The sequence below is a fragment of the Bhargavaea ginsengi genome (assembly GCF_900109165.1).
Taxonomy (GTDB): Bacteria; Bacillota; Bacilli; order Bacillales_A; family Planococcaceae; genus Bhargavaea; species Bhargavaea ginsengi.
The window spans coordinates 170,963-190,443 of the sequence record NZ_FNZF01000002.1 but is presented as its reverse complement, the minus strand read 5'-3'; the positions used below and the strand labels follow the sequence as shown (position 1 = coordinate 190,443).

Genomic DNA, 19,481 nt, shown 5'->3' with positions numbered 1-19,481 from the left:
ACAAGATGAAAAAAGTCCTCATTGCCAACCGCGGTGAAATCGCGGTCCGCATCATCCGTGCATGCCGTGACCTCGGCATCCAGACGGTAGCGGTTTATTCCGAAGCCGACCGTGATGCATTGCATGTTGAAATGGCAGACGAAGCATACTGCATCGGGCCAAAACAATCCAAAGACAGCTACCTGAACTTCACAAACGTCATCAGTGTCGCCAAGATGACCGGCTGTGACGGCATTCATCCCGGATACGGGTTCCTGGCCGAAAACGCCGACTTCGCTGAACTCTGCGAAGAGGTGAATGTCACATTCATCGGTCCGACTGCAGATGCCATCTCCAGAATGGGCACTAAAGATGTCGCACGTGAAACGATGAGAAAAGCCGGCGTTCCGGTCGTTCCGGGATCCACGGGAATCGTTGACGGACCGGAAGGCGCCCTTGAAGTCGCAAAAGAGATCGGATTCCCGGTCATCATCAAGGCGACAGCAGGCGGCGGCGGAAAAGGGATCCGCGTCGCACGCGACGAAGCGGAACTGAAAAAGGGTGTGGAGATCACACAAAAAGAAGCTGCGGCAGCTTTCGGAAATCCGGGTGTCTACATCGAAAAGTTCATCGAGAACTTCCGGCATGTGGAAATCCAGGTGCTCGCCGACCAGTTCGGCAATACGATCCACCTTGGAGAGCGTGACTGCTCGATCCAGCGCCGCATGCAGAAGCTGGTCGAGGAAGCTCCGTCACCTGCACTTTCCCAGGAAACACGCGAAAAGATGGGACAAGCTGCTGTCCTCGCAGCACAGGCTGTAGGCTACCGCAGTGCGGGTACGGTTGAATTCATCTACGATCATCTGAACGATAAATTCTACTTCATGGAGATGAACACGCGCATCCAGGTCGAGCACCCGGTAACCGAAATGGTGACGGGCATCGACCTGATCGCCCAGCAGCTCAAAATCGCTGCCGGCGAACAGCTGGAGATCAGGCAGGAAGATGTGAAGATCAACGGCTGGTCAATCGAGTGCCGCATCAATGCCGAAAACCCTTCACGTAACTTCATGCCGTCACCAGGCCGGGTAAACATGTACATCGTGCCGGGCGGCAACGGGGTCCGTGTTGACTCCGCCGTTTATCCGGGGTACATGATCCCGCCGTTTTACGATTCCATGGTAGCCAAGCTCATCACATTCGCAGACACCCGTGAAGAGGCGGTTGCCCGCATGAAACGCGCGCTTTCCGAATTCGTCGTGGAAGGCGTCGATACGACGATCCCGTTCCATCTGAATCTCATGGATCATGAAGTCTTCAAATCCGGAGACTTTGACACCAAGTTCCTTGAAAAATATGATGTAATGGCTGAAACTGAAGAAGCCGAACAACATTGAGAAAGGGATGATCCGGATGGCAGAACAAACGACTTCCTCCCGTGAGGCAGCCGCCGGGGCCGGCAAGGATAATTATGGCAAGGTCGAGCTTGCTCCGGAAGTGCTTGAAGTGATCGTCGGCATCGCCACCGCCGAAGTGGAAGGGGTGGCGGACATGCGGGGCAATTTCGCTTCCGGTGTCGCGGAGAAATTCGGCCGTACGGTGCACGGCAAAGGGGTCAAGATCGACTATAACGAAGATGGCCTGTTCATCGACGTCTACTGCTCGGTCGGCTATGGCAGCACAGTTCCGGCCGTCGCCCGGGAAATTCAGCAGAACGTACGCCAGTCGGTTTTTAACATGACCGCGATCGAACCGGAAGAAGTGAACGTCCACATCACCGGTATCCAGTTCGACCAATCGGAAGAACGGACCTGAACAAAAGCGCAAGCGCCCGGTTAGCAACGTACAAACTGGAACCCATCGCAATGAGATAAAGGAAACACGGCGAGGAATGAGCCGATGTTGACTTATCGCAGTGGAGAAGGGTGAAGTTTGCGAGTTGCTGGGCGCTGGAGCTGGCCGAAACAAAAGCGCAAGCGTCCGTTTAGCAACGTACAAACTGGAACCCATCGCAATGAGATAAAGGAAACACGGCGAGGAACGAGCCGATGTTGACTTATCGCAGTGGAGAAGGGTGAAGTTTGCGAGTTGCTGGGCGCTGGAGCTGGCCGGGGATGCCATGTGAGTAGCCGTTATTCACAGAGTGACGATTTATAATTTCCTAAGCATGAACAAAAAGCCGCCAATTAAAGGCGGCTTTTTGTTTCCGGATTCCTACGGATCGGCGAAAATATGCTATCATAGTCCAGAACGATGCAAAAAGAGGAGATTGCCCGGATGAAACGACATGAAGCACGAGAAAAAGCCATGCAGGCGCTGTTCCAGCTGGACAGCACGGAGATGACGCCCAATGAGGCGATGGACCATATCACGGGGGAAGAGGAAGTCCGTGATCCGTTCTATGCCTCCCTCGTCGAGGGAACTTATGGCAATAGGGAAGAAATCGACGAGTCGTTGAAGTCGAAGCTCGAGAACTGGAAACTGGAACGGCTCCCGAAGGTTGAAAGGACCGTGCTTCGGATGGCCGTTTACGAACTTCTTCATATGGAAGAAACGCCTTCCAAAGTCGTATTGAATGAAGCAATCGAGCTCAGTAAGACATTCGGAGATGAGAAATCAAGCCGGTTTGTGAACGGCGTCCTATCCAAATACACAGACTGACACCTATATAGCTTGGAGTGAAGAGTGTGGAAGGCAAGATTATTGACGGCAGAGAAATCAGCGGGTTAGTGAAGGAAGAAGTAAAAGAGGGCGTCGACCGTCTGAAGGCGAAAGGGAGGACTCCCGGACTAGCAGTGATCCTTGTGGGTGAAGACCCTGCATCCTCGGCTTATGTCGGCAGCAAAGAGCGCACGACAAAGGCGCTTGGCATGCACTCCGAGGTGATCCGATTAAGCAGCGGGACAAGTGAGGCCGACCTTCTCGCCGAGATCGACCGGCTCAATAGGGATGCTGCCATCCATGGCATACTTGTCCAGCTTCCGCTCCCGGAACAGATCGACGAGCAGCGCATCATCGCCGCGATCCATCCCGACAAAGACGTGGACGGGTTCCATCCAGTCAATGCCGGAAGACTTATGGCAGGCATGGAGGGATTTGTCCCTTGCACGCCACTCGGCATCATGGCCATGCTGGAGCGGCGTGGAGTGGACCTGAACGGCAAGCATGCCGTAGTGGTGGGACGGAGCAATATCGTCGGCAAGCCGATGGCCATGCTTCTTCTTCATGCGAATGCCACCGTGACGATCTGTCACTCCAGGACGGCAGACCTGCCGTCCATCACCCGCCAGGCAGATGTCCTGATTGCAGCTGTCGGGCGGGAAGGCATGATCGGCCGGGAGCATGTCAAAGAGGATGCTGTTGTCATCGATGTCGGCATCAACCGGGGAGAAGACGGAAAGCTGCACGGGGATGTTGATTTTGACAGCGTCATTCCGGTTGCTTCGGCCATCACACCCGTCCCTGGCGGAGTCGGGCCGATGACGATTGCAATGCTCATGTCGAACACGCTGAAAAGTGCCGAAAAGGCTTTCCGGGAAGGACGGTAAGCATCCGGCAGATCGTTTCGGAATACGACAAAATTGTTTAAGCATGCGGCAAGGGCGGTACGGCCCCCTCGGTAAGCCTGCCTGCCGTGACGGTACCGGCCCAGTGGCCGGCGCGTCCCGGCGGCTGCGCCCGGGAACGTGCCGGCCTGCCGCTATATTTTTGTAATTCAAGAGAGAGGCGGTGCCGGCATGCAAAACCCTTATCTGACAGTCGGTGCTCTGACCAAATACATCAAGCGCAAGTTCGATGCGGATCTCCATCTCCGTGATGTCTACGTCAAGGGGGAGCTCTCGAATGTAAAGCTCCATTCTTCCGGGCATGTTTATTTTACCTTGAAGGATAGCCGATCCCGCATCAATGCAGCGATGTTCCGCGCCAATGCCTCCAAGCTGAAATTTCGGCCGGAGGAAGGCATGAATGTCCTGATCCGGGGCGATGTGAATGTTTATGAGGCTGCCGGCCAATACCAGCTTTATGCGAATTCGATGCAGCCGGATGGCGTCGGGGAACTATTCATCGCATTTGAGCAGCTAAAAGAGCGGCTTGGCAAAGAGGGATTGTTCAACGCCAAATGGAAACAGCCCATTCCTGCTTACCCGGACAGGGTCGGGGTCATCACCGCTCCGACAGGGGCTGCGGTCCGTGATATCTGTACGACATTGAACCGGCGCTATCCGCTCGCGGACGTGCTCCTGTTCCCTGCTGTAGTGCAGGGAGCCAATGCCGTCCCGTCGATTGCAAGTGCAATCCGCCAGGCCAATGGACATGGCGGAATTGATGTGCTGATCATCGGACGGGGCGGAGGTTCGATTGAGGACCTGTGGGCATTCAATGAGGAAGAGGTTGCCAGGGAGATTTTCACTTCCCGTATTCCTGTAATCAGCGCGGTCGGCCATGAAACCGACACGGTCATCGCCGATTTCGTGGCCGATCTCCGCGCTCCTACTCCGACTGCAGCCGCAGAGCTGGCTGTCCCGGACAGCGTGGAGGTCTCCAGGCGCATCCTTGAATCGAGATCCAGGCTCCACCAATCCCTCCATTCCAGGCTGCGCCAAGAGCAAAAACGGCTGGAGCGGCTTGAGTCCTCTTATCCGATGAGTTTTCCGGAGCGGCTATACCGGCCATTTGCCGAAAGACTGGAACTTCTGGATGAGCGACTGGGGCAAAGCGCTTCCCGGCTGGCATCCGACCGCCGGCAGGCCATTGCCAATCTGGATGCACGGCTATCTGCCCGCTCTCCCCGGGAGCTTCTGACACAGGCGCAGCAGCACACAAACCGGCTGGAGGAGGGCCTCAAGCGCGCGGCAAAAGAAACTGTCCAGCGCCAGGGCCGTACACTTGATTCGGCTGTCCGCACACTTCAGGCGCTGAATCCGCTTTCGGTCATGGACCGGGGATACAGCCTCGTGAGAAGCGGTGACAGGGTGATCAAGTCCGCCGGTGAATTGGATGCAGGTGACAAAGTATCGATTTCATTCCGGGACGGAACGATTGATGCGATTGTCAAAGGGTCCCCAGAACGAAAGGACGTGGAACAATAAATGAGCGAAGAAAAACAGGAAACCAAAGATATCCGTTTTGAAGAGGCGATCGGCCGTCTGGAAGAAATCGTCCGCCGGCTTGAGTCTGGGGATGTACCGCTTGAAGATGCCATCGACCTGTACAAAAAAGGAATGGAACTGTCTGCGGTCTGTCACAGCAAACTGCAGTCCGCCGAAAAGCAGCTCGTGACGCTCATCGACAAAGACGGGGAGGCGACAGCTTTTGATCCGGCTCAGGGAGGAAATCGCGATGAATGAGAAGTTGAAAGATTTCATGGAAAGCCGGATCAGTGAGTTGTCTCCTGTGCTTGAAGTGGCAGTCAAGACGCTCGACACGGAATCCAGGCTAAAGGAATCGATGCTCTATTCACTGACAGCGGGAGGGAAAAGAATCCGGCCGCTGCTGATATCCGGTGTGCTCCATGACTTGGGAAAAGTCCATCCCGCTGAACTGCATGTGGGCGCCGCACTTGAGATGATCCATACATATTCGCTGATCCATGACGATCTTCCCGCGATGGACGATGATGACCTGCGACGAGGCAAGCCGACGAACCATAAAGTATATGGTGAGGCTACAGCCATCCTGGCGGGAGACGCCATGCTGACGGAAAGCTTTTCCGTGATCGGCAAAGCACCATCACTGACGGATGCCGAAAAGCTTGAGCTGATCCTCCTGCTTACCCGCACCGCGGGCGCAGAAGGCATGGTCGGCGGCCAGGTGCTTGACATGGATGCCGAACAGAAAAAGCTTTCGGAAAACGAACTTGAAAACGTCCACCGGCTCAAAACCGGTGCGCTGCTGACCTTTGCGGTAGAGGCAGGTGCAATACTCGCCAAGGCGAAAGCTACGGATCGGGAACAGCTCAGGCGCTATGCACGCCACATCGGCATCGCCTTCCAGATCCAGGATGACATCCTGGACGTTGTGGGGGACGAGAAAGTTACCGGCAAAAAGACGGGGGCTGACGCCGAGCAGGGGAAAAACACCTATCCCGCCATCCTGACAATGGAAGGGGCAAGGCAAAAGCTGCTCCATCATCATACAGAAGCAGTCAAAGCCATTTCATTCCTGAAAGACCCTGATCCTATCCTCCGCCTGATCGCGGATTACATCATCCATCGCGTTTCCTGACAGCGTTTGTTTGGTGTATGGATGGGACACTGCTATAATGAACAAAGAATATTTTTACCTATTTTTTTATAAAGGTGAGTGATGGCGATGGATTTGACCAAGATTTCCGATCCATCCTTCCTGAAGGAGCTTGGCAACGGGGAATTGGAGTCACTGGCATCGGATATCCGGTCGTTCCTGATCCGTGAGCTGTCCGCTACCGGCGGCCACATCGGGCCGAACCTCGGTGTCGTGGAGCTGACAATTGCCCTGCACAGGGCTTTTGACAGCCCGCAGGACAAGATTATCTGGGATGTGGGCCACCAGGCATACGTCCATAAGATCCTGACCGGCCGTGCGTGTGATTTCTCTACGCTCAGGAAGTACAGGGGCCTTTGCGGGTTCCCGAAACGAATCGAGAGCGAGCATGATGTCTGGGAAACCGGCCACAGTTCGACTTCTCTGTCAGCCGCGATGGGCATGGCGGCAGCACGCGATATCAAGGGTGCGGACAACCATGTCATCCCGGTGATCGGGGACGGCGCACTAACAGGCGGGATGGCGCTTGAGGCGCTGAACCATATCGGATCCGAGCGCACAAACATGACCGTCATCCTGAATGACAATGAAATGTCGATTGCGCCGAACGTGGGTGCTCTTCATAACGTGCTCGGGCGGCTGCGCACTGCCGGAAAGTATAACAAAGCAAAAGACGAGCTTGAATATCTGCTGAAGAAGATTCCGGCTGTCGGCGGCAAGCTGGCCGCGACGGCGGAGCGGGTAAAGGACAGCCTAAAATATCTGCTCGTCACAGGTGTCTTTTTCGAAGAACTCGGCTTTACTTATCTGGGTCCCGTTGACGGGCACAGCTTCGAGGATCTTGAAGCCAATCTGAATTACGCCAAAAAGATGGAAGGGCCGGTGATCATCCACGTCCTGACCAAAAAAGGCAAGGGTTTCCGCCCGGCAGAAGAGGACAAGATCGGCACCTGGCATGGCACCGGGCCATATAAGCTTGAAACGGGCGACCTCATCAAGTCTCCGGCTAAAGCACCGGGCTGGAGCGCGCTGATTGCGGAAACTGTCCGCCGGATTGCCCGGGAGGACAAGCGTGTGGTCGCAATCACGCCTGCGATGCCGGTCGGATCGAAGCTGGAAGGCTTCGCATCTGAATTCCCGGACCGGATGTTCGATGTCGGAATTGCTGAGCAGCATGCTACGACGATGGCAGCAGGGTTGGCGGTCGAAGAGATGAAGCCGTTCCTCGCTATTTACTCAACTTTCCTGCAGCGTTCTTATGACCAGATGCTCCACGATATCGCGAGGCAGAATCTGAATGTCTTTATCGGCATCGACAGGGCAGGGCTGGTCGGCGCTGATGGGGAAACCCACCAGGGCGTCTTCGACATTGCATTCCTCAGAAGCATGCCGAACCTGACGATCATGATGCCGAAAGATGAAAATGAGGGCCAGCATATGGTCAGGACAGCGGTCAGCTATGACAACGGCCCCATCGCACTGCGCTATCCGCGCGGCAATGGCCTGGGTGTTCCGCTTGATGAAGAGCTCAGGGAAATCCCGATCGGCTCATGGGAGATGCTCACAGAAGGACGTGATGCGGCCATCCTGACATTCGGAACGACCATTCCGATGGCGCTGGCCGCCGCGGAAAAGTTGCGCGAAAAAGGCATCGGCGCTGCTGTTGTCAATGCGCGGTTCATCAAACCATTTGACGAGGAAATGCTTAAAAACCTCCTGGAACGGAAATTGCCGATCGTGACTGTTGAGGAAGCGGTCCTGGCAGGCGGATTCGGAAGCGGGGTCATCGAGTTCGCGCACGAACACGGATTCCACGGAAGCATCATCGACCGCATGGGCATTCCCGACAAATTCATTGAACACGGCAGCGTGCCGGAACTCCTTGAGGAGATCGGCATGACAGACGAAGCTCTTGCTGACAAGGTCGAAAAACTGGTGGGTCTGTCCCGCCAGAAAGGCATGCATGCCCTATGACACCCAAGCAGCCAAAAGAAAGAATTGATGTCCTCTTGGCTGACCGCGGATTTTTTGAAACCCGCGAACAGGCCAAACGGGCCGTCATGGCGGGAATCGTCTTTTCCGGTGACCGCAGGATGGATAAACCTGGTGAGAAGATTCCTGCTGACGCAGATATCCAGGTGAAAGGCAACGGGATGAAGTATGTAAGCCGCGGGGGCCTCAAGCTTGAAAAAGCGCTTGAAACCTTTGAGGTGAGTGTGGCCGGCAAGCTGATCCTGGATATTGGCGCATCAACGGGCGGTTTCACGGACTGCGCACTTCAAAACGGCGCTGCCCATAGCTACGCACTTGATGTCGGCTATAACCAGCTCGCCTACAAACTCCGTCAGGACCCGAGGGTGACCGTCATGGAACGGGTGAATTTCCGTCATGCAACCCCTGATCTATTCACGGAGGGCATACCGGAATTCGCGACAATCGATGTATCGTTCATCTCTCTTTCCCTCATCCTGCCGACTTTAAAGACAGTGCTGATGCCGGGAGGAGACGTCATCGCGCTTGTCAAACCCCAGTTTGAGGCCGGACGGGAGAACGTAGGCAAAAAAGGGATCGTCCGTGACCCGGCTGTTCACCTTGAAGTCCTCGAACGTACGGCAGCGATGGCTGTTTCAAACGGATTCGACGTCATGAATGCTTCGTTCTCCCCTGTTACCGGAGGCGAAGGCAATATCGAGTTCCTCTTTCACCTGAAGGCGACAGAGGATCCGGAGTACCGGCTTCCGGAAGGGACTTTTTCCGCACTAGTGAAGGAAGCCCATGAAAAGTTGGATTGACCCCCGGAATAGGGGGTTTTTTGTTGTTGCGAAAAATGGATAATGGTACATTCTTATTAGGAAATATGCATTCTTCGGAGGGAATAGATTGAGCAAGGGCCAACGGCATATCCGTATTCGGGAAATTATTGGACACAATGAAATAGAAACACAGGACGAGCTCGTCGACCGGTTAAAGCATGAGGGGTTCAATGTGACCCAGGCGACGATTTCGAGAGATATCAAAGAACTTCATCTCGTGAAGGTCCCGCTCAGGGACGGCCGCTACAAATACAGCTTGCCTGCCGAGCGCAGCTTTGATCCCATGCGCAAGCTTAACCGGGCGTTGACCGATGCGTTTGTCAGCATTGACGGAGCCGGGCATTTTCTTGTCATGAAAACACTGCCGGGCAATGCGCACGCGATCGGTTCGCTGATCGACCAGATCGAATGGGAAGAGATCCTCGGCACCATCTGCGGGGATGATACGTGCCTCATTCTTTGCCGGAATGACGAACAGCGTGAAACAGTAAGGGCAAAGCTGCTGGGCATGCTCTGATCAGGAGGTGAACGCCCCGTGCTTAGAGAACTGTCAATCAAGAACTTCGCAATTATCCGTGACCTGTCCATCCGCTTCGACAATGGACTGACTGTCCTAACGGGGGAGACGGGAGCGGGGAAATCGATCATCATCGATGCTGTCCAGCTTTTAGCCGGCGGCAGGGGATCCAGTGAGTTCATCCGCCACGGTGAAAAAAAAGCGGAGCTTGAAGGGATGTTCGAAGTTTCCTACGGCGGACACCCTGTTTTCCGGAAACTCGAGGAGTCAGGAATTCCTTCGGATGATGAAGGAATGGTGATCCTGAGGCGGGACATTTCAGCTTCCGGGAAAAGCACCTGCCGGGTGAACGGCAAGCTGGTGACCCTCGCCATCCTGCGGGAAATCGGTTCTGCGCTGATCGATATTCATGGGCAGCACGAAACGCAGGAGCTGATGGACGAGCAACGCCACGTGCTTTTGCTGGACCAATTCGGCTGGGAAACGATCAGCGATGCCAAGGAAAGCTACGCTTCCCTTTATGACCGCTATATCAAGCTGAAAAAACGGATTGCACGTTACGACGAATCCGAACAGCAGATTGCCCATCGAATCGATCTGTACCGTTTTCAGTTGACGGAAATTGACGAGGCGGGCTTTTTTGAGGGGGAAGAAGAAGAACTGGAAGAAGAGCGGACACGGCTGAAGAATTTCACGGCCATCTTCGAGCGTGTTTCTGCTGCGTATGAAGCCATCCAGGGCGAGTCTAAAGGACTTGACTGGACGGGTTCCGCGATGAGCGACCTTGAACACGCGGCTGAAGTCGATCCTCAGGCAGGAGAATTTGCGACTTCGGTATCCGATGCATTTTATACACTGCAGGAAACCGCGTATTCTTTAAAAAGTATGCTTGACGGGATGGAATTCGACCCGGGCCGCCTCGACGAAGTGGAGCACCGGCTCGCCCTGCTTCAGACCATGAAAAGGAAATACGGGGCATCCGTACCGGAAATTCTGGCCTACCGTGACAAGATCGCAGAAGAACTGGAAAAGTTCCTTAACCGAGATGAGCGGCTCAAAGACGAAAGAAAAGAAATCGAATCGATCGAAGCCGACCTGGCAGTGGAAGCGGGAGAGCTGTCGGGGCTGAGGAAAGAAGCAGCTGTCCGGCTGGCGGAAGCGATCCATCGCCAGCTTTCGGAACTGTACATGGAGAAGGCTCAATTCACCGTGGAATTCAGGGAAAGCAGCCATTTCGACCGTCACGGTGCGGAAGATGTGATCTTCCTCATTTCGGCAAACGTCGGGGAACCACCGAAGCCGCTTGCCAAAGTGGCGTCCGGAGGAGAACTTTCCCGGATTATGCTGGCACTGAAGACGATTTTTTCAAAACATCAGGAAGTTACTTCAATTATTTTTGACGAAGTGGACACCGGTGTCAGCGGGCGGGTGGCGCAGGCAATCGCCGAGAAAATTGCCGCCATATCCATGCACTCACAGGTCCTCTGCATTTCCCATCTGCCTCAGGTTGCGGCGATGGCAGACCATCACCTTTTCATCCGCAAAGAGTTCTCGGACGGACGCACCTCCACATCAGTCGCTGAACTCGAAGGGATGGAGCGCACAGAGGAACTGAGCCGGATGATGACAGGAGCGGAAATGACAGATCTCACCAAACGTCATGCAGAAGAGCTTCTCGTCATGGCGGAAGACCGGAAAAAAGAAATGTGAACTTAGATTGAAATCAGCACTCCCCCTGTCCGCAGCCTACATGCCGGAGCAGGGGGAGTATTTTTTGTTCCAATAACGATTTTCATGAAATCTAAAGCAATCGAATTTCTGCCGGCCCCTTTTTCGCTTTAATTTGTACAGATGAACTGAAATGATGTATGCCTATCCGGCATTTAAGTTTTTTCTTCGAATTTATATGAGATGTTGTCAGAATGCTGTAACTGCAGCACCTTTCGTTATCCCCTGATTTTCATGCTACATTATACCGGACATAAGAAAAGGCACCGGACACATAGTAACGATATAACAGCACGGGGAGGTGAACCATGCGATGGATTAGCCGGAAGCTGATGCTGTTTGCACTGCTTGCTGTCCTGTTCCTTACAGGTGCAACCGGTGCGGCAGCGGACGGACCGAAGACGCTCATTCCAATGGGACATTCAATCGGCATCCATCTGGAATTGGGGATGCTGGTTGTCACCGATGATGTCCTGGTCGCGGATGGCCAGTGGCTGCGGGCCGGCGACATCGTGAAGGCGCTTGACGGAAAAGAAGTCACTACGCCACAGGACATCTCGGACGCCGCAGAAGCTTCTGGCGGAGGAAAAGCGGTACTCGATATTGAACGTGAAGGACGGGAAATGGAAGTCGGGGCCACGAAAAAAGAGCTCCTCAATCTCCCATCATTCATACGTGAGCGGACAGAGGGAATCGGTACATTGACGTACGTAGATCCGAAAACCGGTGAATATGGGGCACTCGGCCATCAGATCATCGACAGGACATTGGACGGAGCACCACCGTTCTCAGGCGGCTCCATCTTCCTGGCGGATGTCGAACAGATCAAAAAAAGCGAGCCGGGCAAGCCGGGGTACAAAATCTCGTCGGTTGAATCCGGACAGCAGCTCCTTGGCGATATCCGTGAAAACGAAATCTATGGGATATTCGGAAAATGGACATCAACGTTAACAGGAGCATTCCCGAAACCGGTGGAGATTATGCGGCCCCAAGAGATCCGTGAAGGAGAAGCTTCTATCTACACGACGATCAAAGGCACGGAAATCAATAAGTATAGTATCAACATCACGGCAAGCGCAGATGATGTATTTAGGTTTACGGTCACAGATCGTGCATTGATCGAAAAAACAGGTGGCATCTTGCAGGGCATGAGTGGCAGTCCGATTATCCAGGACGGAAAATTTGCCGGGGTCGTGACGCATATGTTTGTCGAGGAACCGTTAAAAGGGGCGGCTCTTCCCATTGGTGAGATGACAAAACGGAAGCCGTAAAAAATATATTCTTGGCCATACCATAATAGGTATGGTCTTTTCCTTTTTTTGCATTATAATAAAGGTTGAAATGAAGCATTTTGAATTGTGGATTTTCGTCGAATGATGTCGGAAATATCGTTCATGAGGCCCATTTTAAGATTTGATGAAGGTACTAACAGCAGGATGTCGAACTATTCTAACATGTCTCTGAGATGGGTTCGTTTTAAATAAGGGGGAAATTCATAATGGAAAAAATCAAAGTTGCAGTGGCGGATGACAATCGGGAACTTGTAAGGACAATGCTTATTTATTTTGAAAATCACCCGGAGATCGAAGTGATCGGAACGGCTGCAAACGGGAAGCTCTGCCTGAACATGCTGGAAGAGAAAAAACCTGATGTGCTGTTGCTGGATATCATCATGCCTCATCTGGACGGTATCGGTGTTCTTGAGGAACTCCATGCAAACGGGGGAACAGGAGACATGAACATCATCATGCTCACCGCATTCGGACAAGAGGAAATCATGCAGCAGGCTGCTGAGCTCGGTGCATCTTACTTTATCCTGAAACCGTTTGAATTCGATCGCCTGGTCCATCAGATTCTCCAGATGAAAAACGGGCGTCAGCTGAAGTCAGCCGTTCAGGGGTCAAAAGCCGGCAAGCAGCAGACACTCAGCAAAAAGGCGATCGATACGGCCATCACCGCAATCATCAAGGAAATCGGGGTTCCTGCGCACATCAAAGGATACGCTTTCCTGCGCGAAGCGATCACAATGGTGTATCATGACGTGGATCTGCTCGGCTCGGTCACAAAAGTGCTGTATCCGGAGATTGCGGAAAAATTCAATACGACACCTTCCCGTGTGGAACGGGCAATCCGCCACGCCATCGAAGTCGCCTGGAACCGGGGGAACTATGAAGTCATCTCGAAGATGTTCGGCTATACGGTGCATCATATGAAGAGCAAGCCAACGAATTCTGAGTTTATTGCGATGGTATCGGACAGACTGCGACTTGAATTCATGACTGCCTGAAAGTAAACCGCATTCATACCGGCACTTGCCGGAACAGCCGCCCGGAACCCCGGGCGGCTTTCTTCGTTTATAGTAAGTAAGGCATTTCCTCCGGAGTGGAATCCGTTTCGGGTGCCCTGTTACGGGAAACAAAAAGTAAGGAGATGCAGAAAGGGTGGGGCGCATGAGGAAAGTGTATGCACACAGGGGAGCTTCGGGATACGCCTTTGAAAATACACTTCGGGCATTCGAAAAAGCGATCGGACTCGGAGCAGACGGCATCGAGACGGACGTTCAGCTGACGAAAGACGGGGTTCCCGTCATCATCCACGATGCCGACCTGTACCGTGTCACGGGTACCCGCCGGTTCATTACGGAGCTGACTTTGGAAGAAGTCAGGAAACTGAGAATCGGCCGGAATCGATGGAAGCGGCTTCTCGGGAAGCCGGCGATGACGGTTACAGAGTTTTTTGAATGGGCCAGGTTATCGGGCAGCCCTGCGCTAAATATTGAATTAAAGGAAACGTTCCTTGATCGCCCGGAAGCCGTCGCAAAGGTTGTGAATGCCGCCAAGGGCTATCCGGACATCCATTTTTCCTCTTTCCATTATCCTCTTCTTATGAGGGTGAAGCAGGAAGATCCGGGAGCAGAGACTGCGCTGATCGCCACAAAGAAAACCCGCTGGGACAACTTGGGCATGTACGGCAGTGCAGACGGATTCCACATCCACAAGCGGCTCTGGTCCGGCAAATATCTCGGCGCCATCGAGCGCGATGGCAAATTCGCAAGGGTATACGGAGTGGACGGCACCGAGCCCTTCATTCCGAAACCTGAGGCATTCATCCGCGGATGGATCACGGATTACCCGGACACGGTCAAAAAAGCGATGCAAAAAGGTTCCTGACAATAATGTCAGGAACCTTTAGTTTTTGCGCTTAAAGCGATCTTTCGGTATTTTTCCGTTTCGCTGGTCACGCCTGTATAGGAACCCCGCGAAGAACCCGATACAAAGAATCAGGACAATGAGGCCGAACAGGAACTGGAGCCAGACGGGAAACGCCGATGCCTGCACGCCAAACATGGCATCGCGCATGAGCTTGATGCCCCATGCGGCACCGATGCCCGGGATCAGCAGGACGATAAAGGCGGCAAGCCGCTGCATGATGATCTCTCCCTTTCTCTCGAGTTATATTTTCCTTTTCAACAAGAGGATTGTCAAGAAGACCGCTATCAGGTATGATAAAGCTGATTATGCAAAGCATTGCACAAATCTCTAGAAGGGCCTGAAGGATTTTGCAGAATGTATTGGTCGTAGGGGCCGGCGCCGGCGGCACAGCCATATTGCAGCTTCTTCTGCATCTCGACTATATGAACGTCACGGGAATTGTCGACCCGAATCCGGAAGCCCCCGGCATCCTGATCGCAGAGGAAAACGGCATTCCGCACGGCGCAGACTGGCGCCCCCTTATCACAAATGATCTTCATATGATTTTTGATGTAACCGGTGAACAGGGTGTGTTTGGAGAGTTGCTGAAGGCCAGGCCCGCGCACGCGGTGCTGATTCCCGGCACGATCGCCAAGCTGCTCGTCAGCCTGCTTGAGGAAAACACCGCATACATCGAGCGGCTGCGTTCCGAGACACACCGGAACAAGATGATTTTCGACTCGCTTGACGAGGGAATGATCGGGACAGACGGGGATGGAGTGATCCGGTTCTTTAACCGCAGCGCCTCTCTGATCACCGGCACACCGGTGCGGAGCGCACTCGGCCGCCATATCCTCGATGTGATTCCGGACAGCAATCTGCTCCATGTCGCAAAGACAGGAATACCGGAGCTGAACCGTGAACTGACACTTACAAACGGCACCCGGGTCGTGACGTCCAGACGGCCGATCAATGATACGTCCGGCAATCGTGCCGGCGCGTTCGCCGTTTTCCGGGATATTACCGGAGTGGTGGAACTCGCCGAGGAAATTACCAACCTGAAAGAAATCCAATCCATGCTGGAGGCCATCATCCATTCCAGCGATGACGCCATCTCTGTCGTTGACGAAAAAGGCCGGGGCATCATGATCAACCCGGCCTACACCCGGCTGACCGGCCTTACCGATGCAGATGTCATCGGCAAGCCGGCCACAGTCGATATCACCGAGGGTGAAAGTATCCACATGAAGGTACTGGAAACCGGACGTCCAATCCGGGGCGTTCGGATGCGAGTCGGCCCGGCGGCAAGGGAAGTCGTCGTCAACGTGGCCCCGGTCCTTGTCGGTGACGAGCTGAAAGGGAGCATCGGGATCATTCATGACCTGACTGAAATGCGGGAGCTTGCCGATGAACTTGACCATGCCCGCCGCATTATCCGCTCCCTGGAAACCCGCTATACATTTGAGGACCTGGCAGGCGAATCTCCGGACATGCAATTGGCGATCCAGCAGGCAAGGCTCGCATCCACCCTGCCGCTTCCGATCTTGCTGCGGGGAGAATCGGGCACCGGCAAGGAAGTGTTTGCCCAGGCCATCCACCATGAGGCGGGAAAAGAGAACTTTGTCCGCGTCAATTGCTCCGCGATTCCTGAAGAGCGGCTGTCACAGGAACTTTTCGGTGCAGAAGAGCCTGCAGGTGACGGTGTTCCAGAAATTACAGAAGGGCTTTTTGAGGAAGCGCATGGCGGGACGTTGTTTATCGACGAGATCGGTGAGCTGCCGATGGATGTCCAGGTCGCCCTTCTAAGAGTGCTCGAAGAAAACGAATTCTTCCGTGCCGGCGGCAGCAGGCCCGTTTCGGTTTCCCTCAGGGTCATCGTTGCGACCAACCGGAATCTTGAAAAGCTCATGAAGGAAGGAAAGTTTCGTGAAGACCTGTTCCACCGTCTGAACCGGATGCCTGTCCACATTCCACCGTTGCGTCACCGCAAAGGGGATATCAAGCTTCTTGCAGAAAAACTGCTGCCAAAGCTGAACCGGGATCTGGGACGTTCGGTCTCGGAAATCACCGAAGATGCCGCAGGACTGCTCAGACAACACAACTGGCCCGGCAACGTACGGGAGCTGGAAAATGTCATCAGCCGTGCTCTCATCTTTATGAAACCCACTGACAAATTGCTCGGAAAAGCTGACCTTTCCGCCGTATTCCAGGCAGAAGGAAGCGGTACAGAAGGCACTCTGGCAGAACAGCTGGATGCCCATGAACGCCTGATCTTAAAGGAAGCGCTTACAAACTGCGGAGGGAACAAATCCGATGCCGCCCGGCAACTCGGAATATCTGTCCGCACCCTATATTACAAACTGGAAAAGCACCGGCTGGTGTGACCGGCCCGACCTATCACCAAGGAGGAGAATGAAGATGGAACTGTTTAGCTACCTAGAAGAAAGCGATTACGAACAAGTGGTGTTCTGCCAGGACAAAACATCCGGACTAAAGGCGATCATCGCCATCCATGACACGACGCTCGGCCCTGCACTCGGAGGAGCAAGGATGTGGACGTATGCGACGGAGGAAGAAGCAGTCATCGATGCCCTCCGCCTTGCAAAAGGCATGACCTATAAAAATGCCGCTGCAGGACTGAACCTGGGCGGCGGCAAAACCGTGATCATCGGAAACCCGAAAACTGACAAGAATGAAGAGATGTTTCGTGCATTCGGCCGCTATATCCAGGGCCTCAACGGCCGCTACATCACTGCAGAAGATGTAGGGACAACAGAAGGGGATATGGACATCATCCATCAGGAGACCGATTTTGTCACAGGCATCTCCCCAACGCACGAAGGCTCTTCCGGCAACCCGTCCCCGGTTACGGCATACGGGGTTTACCGGGGAATGAAGGCGGCTGCAAAAGAGGCTTTCGGTTCTGATTCCCTGGAAGGAAAGACGGTTGCAGTCCAAGGCGTCGGCAACGTGGCCTTTACACTATGCCGCCATCTGCATGAAGAAGGCGCGAAACTGATCGTAACGGATATCAACGATGAAGCCGTACGCCGCGCAGTGGAAGAATTTGGGGCGGAAGCGGTCGGAATCAATGACATCTACGGTGTTGACTGCGACATTTATGCGCCGTGTGCGCTTGGTGCGACCATCAATGACGAAACGATCCCTCAGTTGAAGGCGAAAGTCATCGCAGGTTCCGCTAACAACCAACTGAAAACACCGGAACATGGTGACCGCATCCATGAGATGGGCATCGTCTATGCGCCGGACTACATTATCAACGCAGGCGGCGTCATTAATGTAGCTGATGAACTGGAAGGCTACAACCGCGAGCGTGCGATGAAAAAGGTTGAGAAAATCTATGACACGATTGCAAAAGTATTTGAAATCTCGAAACGTGACGGTATCCCATCCTACGCGGCAGCGGACCGCCTCGCCGAAGAACGAATCACGAATATCGCAAAAGCCCGCGGCCAATTTCTCCGAAACGGCAAGGATACGCTTCATCGCCGATGACCTGTAACAGGACTTGCAGATCCATAGAAAAAAGGAGGCCATCCAATGGCTCTTGAATATGATGTCGTCATTCTTGGAGGCGGCACAGGCGGCTATGTCGCCGCCATCCGTTCCGCTCAGCTTGGCCTGAAGACCGCTGTGGTGGAAAAGGGCAAGCTCGGAGGCACCTGCCTTCACCGCGGCTGTATCCCATCCAAAGCGTTGCTCCGCAGTGCGGAAGTGTACCGTCTTGCCAAAGATGAAGCCGATTCATTCGGTGTCGTTACCGGTAAGGTTTCACTTGCATTCGACCGGGTGCAGCAGCGCAAGCAATCGATTGTCGACGGCCTGCACAACGGGGTTCGGGGATTGATGAAAAAAGGGAAGATCGATGTATATGAAGGCATCGGAAGGATTCTTGGACCGTCCATCTTTTCTCCGATGCCCGGCACGATTTCGGTCGAATACGAGGACGGAAGGGAAAATGACATCCTCATCCCCCAAAACGTAATTGTTGCAACAGGTTCCAGGCCGCGTTCGCTTCCAGGCCTTCAAATAGACGGGAAGGACGTCCTGACATCAGACGAAGCGCTTGCTCTTGAACAGTTGCCTACATCAATCGTTATTATCGGTGGCGGTGTCATCGGAATCGAGTGGGCATCCATGCTGAATGACTTCGGCGTGGATGTCACTGTCGTCGAATATGCCGACAGGATCCTTCCGACAGAGGATGCGGACATTTCACGGGAAATGGAGAAGTTGCTGAAAAAACGAGGCATCCGTTTTGTGACTTCCGCAGAAGTGCTTCCCGACTCCCTGAATAAACACACAGGCTCCGTCTCCATTGACGCGAAAATCGGCGAAGGTACGGAAACGTTCACCGCGGAAAAGGTGCTTGTCAGCGTCGGCCGGCAGGCCAACACTGAAGGAATCGGACTGGAAAACACCGATATTGAGCTGGATCGCGGTTTCATCAAAGTCAAAAACACGTACCAGACAAAGGAGTCCCATATTTATGCGATCGGGGACGTGATCGGCGGTCTCCAGCTTGCCCATGTGGCTTCCCACGAAGGGATAGCGGCGGTCGAGCATATCGCCAGGACTGATGCACATCCCGTCGATCCCGACATGGTGCCAAAGTGCATCTATTCGAGTCCGGAGGCGGCATCGGTCGGCATCACGGAGCAGCAGGCCAAAGAACGGGGATTCTCTGTGAAAATCGGGAAATTCCCGTTTAAGGCCATCGGCAAGGCACTGGTCCACGGGGAGTCCGAAGGCTTCGTGAAAATCGTTGCCGACAAGGAAACCGATGATATCCTCGGCATCCATATGATCGGGCCGCATGTCACCGATATGATTTCTGAGGCGGGACTTGCGAAAGTGCTCGATGCAACGCCTTGGGAAGTCGCGTCCCTTGTCCACCCGCACCCTTCCCTGAGTGAAGTGATGGGTGAGGCGGCACTTGCCGTCGACGGCAAGGCCATCCATATGTAAACAAGAGGGGGAAACCGAAAG

18 protein-coding genes are annotated in these 19,481 nt (G+C 53.9%); 17 read left to right on the top strand and 1 reads right to left on the bottom strand.

From position 1 onward, the window contains the following. The first annotated feature begins 5 nt into the window (after window positions 1-5). From accC to BMX91_RS06045, 14 genes are all read left to right on the top strand, one after another. A complete protein-coding gene (gene accC / locus BMX91_RS06110; RefSeq protein WP_092051136.1) occupies window positions 6-1,376 on the top strand; it encodes an acetyl-CoA carboxylase biotin carboxylase subunit in 1,371 nt (456 codons plus the stop codon). A 16-nt stretch (window positions 1,377-1,392) separates the two neighbouring features. Next, complete coding sequence (locus tag BMX91_RS06105; RefSeq protein WP_245744308.1) at window positions 1,393-1,794, top strand: Asp23/Gls24 family envelope stress response protein; 402 nt, start codon at window positions 1,393-1,395, stop codon at window positions 1,792-1,794. Between the two features lie 462 nt (window positions 1,795-2,256). Then, window positions 2,257-2,640: a transcription antitermination factor NusB gene (gene nusB / locus BMX91_RS06100; RefSeq protein WP_092051132.1), complete on the top strand. Its 384-nt coding sequence runs from the start codon at window positions 2,257-2,259 to the stop codon at window positions 2,638-2,640. Between the two features lie 26 nt (window positions 2,641-2,666). After that, window positions 2,667-3,527, top strand: coding sequence for a bifunctional methylenetetrahydrofolate dehydrogenase/methenyltetrahydrofolate cyclohydrolase FolD (folD, locus tag BMX91_RS06095; protein WP_092051130.1), 861 nt, complete (start codon window positions 2,667-2,669; stop codon window positions 3,525-3,527). Window positions 3,528-3,716: 189 nt separating this feature from the next. Further along, window positions 3,717-5,069: an exodeoxyribonuclease VII large subunit gene (gene xseA / locus BMX91_RS06090; RefSeq protein ID WP_092051128.1), complete on the top strand. Its 1,353-nt coding sequence runs from the start codon at window positions 3,717-3,719 to the stop codon at window positions 5,067-5,069. Continuing rightward, window positions 5,070-5,327: an exodeoxyribonuclease VII small subunit gene (locus BMX91_RS06085; RefSeq protein WP_092051126.1), complete on the top strand. Its 258-nt coding sequence runs from the start codon at window positions 5,070-5,072 to the stop codon at window positions 5,325-5,327. It begins immediately after the preceding gene. After that, on the top strand, window positions 5,320-6,204 hold the full coding sequence (locus BMX91_RS06080; RefSeq protein ID WP_092051124.1) for a polyprenyl synthetase family protein: 885 nt from the start codon (window positions 5,320-5,322) through the stop codon (window positions 6,202-6,204). The genes BMX91_RS06085 and BMX91_RS06080 overlap by 8 nt, the downstream gene beginning before the upstream one ends. 87 nt (window positions 6,205-6,291) lie before the next feature. Beyond that, window positions 6,292-8,196 (top strand): 1-deoxy-D-xylulose-5-phosphate synthase, encoded by a 1,905-nt coding sequence (gene dxs, locus BMX91_RS06075; RefSeq protein WP_092052115.1) that lies wholly within the window; start codon window positions 6,292-6,294, stop codon window positions 8,194-8,196. Next, window positions 8,193-9,014 (top strand): TlyA family RNA methyltransferase, encoded by an 822-nt coding sequence (locus tag BMX91_RS06070; protein WP_092051122.1) that lies wholly within the window; start codon window positions 8,193-8,195, stop codon window positions 9,012-9,014. Before dxs ends, BMX91_RS06070 begins: the two co-directional genes overlap by 4 nt. Window positions 9,015-9,102: 88 nt before the next feature. After that, complete coding sequence (gene ahrC / locus BMX91_RS06065; protein ID WP_092051120.1) at window positions 9,103-9,552, top strand: transcriptional regulator AhrC/ArgR; 450 nt, start codon at window positions 9,103-9,105, stop codon at window positions 9,550-9,552. A gap of 18 nt (window positions 9,553-9,570) precedes the next feature. After that, window positions 9,571-11,262 carry a DNA repair protein RecN gene (gene recN, locus BMX91_RS06060; protein ID WP_092051118.1) on the top strand — a complete coding sequence of 564 codons (1,692 nt, stop codon included), beginning with the start codon at window positions 9,571-9,573 and terminating at the stop codon, window positions 11,260-11,262. Window positions 11,263-11,588: 326 nt separating this feature from the next. Further along, entirely contained in the window at window positions 11,589-12,551 is a 963-nt protein-coding gene (locus tag BMX91_RS06055; RefSeq protein ID WP_092051117.1) for a SpoIVB peptidase S55 domain-containing protein, read from the top strand. A 227-nt stretch (window positions 12,552-12,778) separates the two neighbouring features. Further along, entirely contained in the window at window positions 12,779-13,567 is a 789-nt protein-coding gene (spo0A, locus tag BMX91_RS06050; RefSeq protein WP_092051115.1) for a sporulation transcription factor Spo0A, read from the top strand. A gap of 163 nt (window positions 13,568-13,730) precedes the next feature. Next, window positions 13,731-14,450, top strand: coding sequence for a glycerophosphodiester phosphodiesterase (locus BMX91_RS06045; protein ID WP_092051113.1), 720 nt, complete (start codon window positions 13,731-13,733; stop codon window positions 14,448-14,450). 18 nt (window positions 14,451-14,468) lie between these two features. Here the strand turns inward: BMX91_RS06045 and BMX91_RS06040 are convergent, their stop codons facing one another. Further along, window positions 14,469-14,708, bottom strand: a complete 240-nt coding sequence (locus tag BMX91_RS06040; RefSeq protein WP_092051111.1) for a DUF2627 family protein — start codon at window positions 14,706-14,708, stop codon at window positions 14,469-14,471. A 131-nt stretch (window positions 14,709-14,839) separates the two neighbouring features. Here BMX91_RS06040 and BMX91_RS06035 point away from each other — a divergent pair, with 131 nt between their 5' ends. The 3 genes from BMX91_RS06035 to lpdA are packed head-to-tail and all read left to right on the top strand — an operon-like array spanning window position 14,840 to window position 19,460. Continuing rightward, entirely contained in the window at window positions 14,840-16,855 is a 2,016-nt protein-coding gene (locus BMX91_RS06035) for a sigma 54-interacting transcriptional regulator (protein WP_092051109.1), read from the top strand. A gap of 28 nt (window positions 16,856-16,883) precedes the next feature. Continuing rightward, window positions 16,884-17,987, top strand: a complete 1,104-nt coding sequence (gene bcd, locus BMX91_RS06030) for a branched-chain amino acid dehydrogenase (RefSeq protein WP_092051107.1) — start codon at window positions 16,884-16,886, stop codon at window positions 17,985-17,987. A gap of 45 nt (window positions 17,988-18,032) precedes the next feature. After that, a complete protein-coding gene (gene lpdA / locus BMX91_RS06025; protein WP_092051105.1) occupies window positions 18,033-19,460 on the top strand; it encodes a dihydrolipoyl dehydrogenase in 1,428 nt (475 codons plus the stop codon). Window positions 19,461-19,481 lie beyond the last annotated feature (21 nt).

What these genes read in the sequence shown, in the direction of transcription:
- accC (WP_092051136.1), top strand. Translation starts at nt 6, where the DNA reads ATGAAAAAAGTCCTCATTGCCAACCGCGGTGAAATCGCGGTCCGCATC.
- BMX91_RS06105 (WP_245744308.1), top strand. Translation starts at nt 1,393, where the DNA reads ATGGCAGAACAAACGACTTCCTCCCGTGAGGCAGCCGCCGGGGCCGGC.
- nusB (WP_092051132.1), top strand. Translation starts at nt 2,257, where the DNA reads ATGAAACGACATGAAGCACGAGAAAAAGCCATGCAGGCGCTGTTCCAG.
- xseA (WP_092051128.1), top strand. Translation starts at nt 3,717, where the DNA reads ATGCAAAACCCTTATCTGACAGTCGGTGCTCTGACCAAATACATCAAG.
- BMX91_RS06085 (WP_092051126.1), top strand. Translation starts at nt 5,070, where the DNA reads ATGAGCGAAGAAAAACAGGAAACCAAAGATATCCGTTTTGAAGAGGCG.
- BMX91_RS06080 (WP_092051124.1), top strand. Translation starts at nt 5,320, where the DNA reads ATGAATGAGAAGTTGAAAGATTTCATGGAAAGCCGGATCAGTGAGTTG.
- dxs (WP_092052115.1), top strand. Translation starts at nt 6,292, where the DNA reads ATGGATTTGACCAAGATTTCCGATCCATCCTTCCTGAAGGAGCTTGGC.
- BMX91_RS06070 (WP_092051122.1), top strand. Translation starts at nt 8,193, where the DNA reads ATGACACCCAAGCAGCCAAAAGAAAGAATTGATGTCCTCTTGGCTGAC.
- BMX91_RS06055 (WP_092051117.1), top strand. Translation starts at nt 11,589, where the DNA reads ATGCGATGGATTAGCCGGAAGCTGATGCTGTTTGCACTGCTTGCTGTC.
- spo0A (WP_092051115.1), top strand. Translation starts at nt 12,779, where the DNA reads ATGGAAAAAATCAAAGTTGCAGTGGCGGATGACAATCGGGAACTTGTA.
- BMX91_RS06045 (WP_092051113.1), top strand. Translation starts at nt 13,731, where the DNA reads ATGAGGAAAGTGTATGCACACAGGGGAGCTTCGGGATACGCCTTTGAA.
- BMX91_RS06040 (WP_092051111.1), bottom strand. Translation starts at nt 14,708, where the DNA reads ATGCAGCGGCTTGCCGCCTTTATCGTCCTGCTGATCCCGGGCATCGGT.
- bcd (WP_092051107.1), top strand. Translation starts at nt 16,884, where the DNA reads ATGAAGATGGAACTGTTTAGCTACCTAGAAGAAAGCGATTACGAACAA.
- lpdA (WP_092051105.1), top strand. Translation starts at nt 18,033, where the DNA reads ATGGCTCTTGAATATGATGTCGTCATTCTTGGAGGCGGCACAGGCGGC.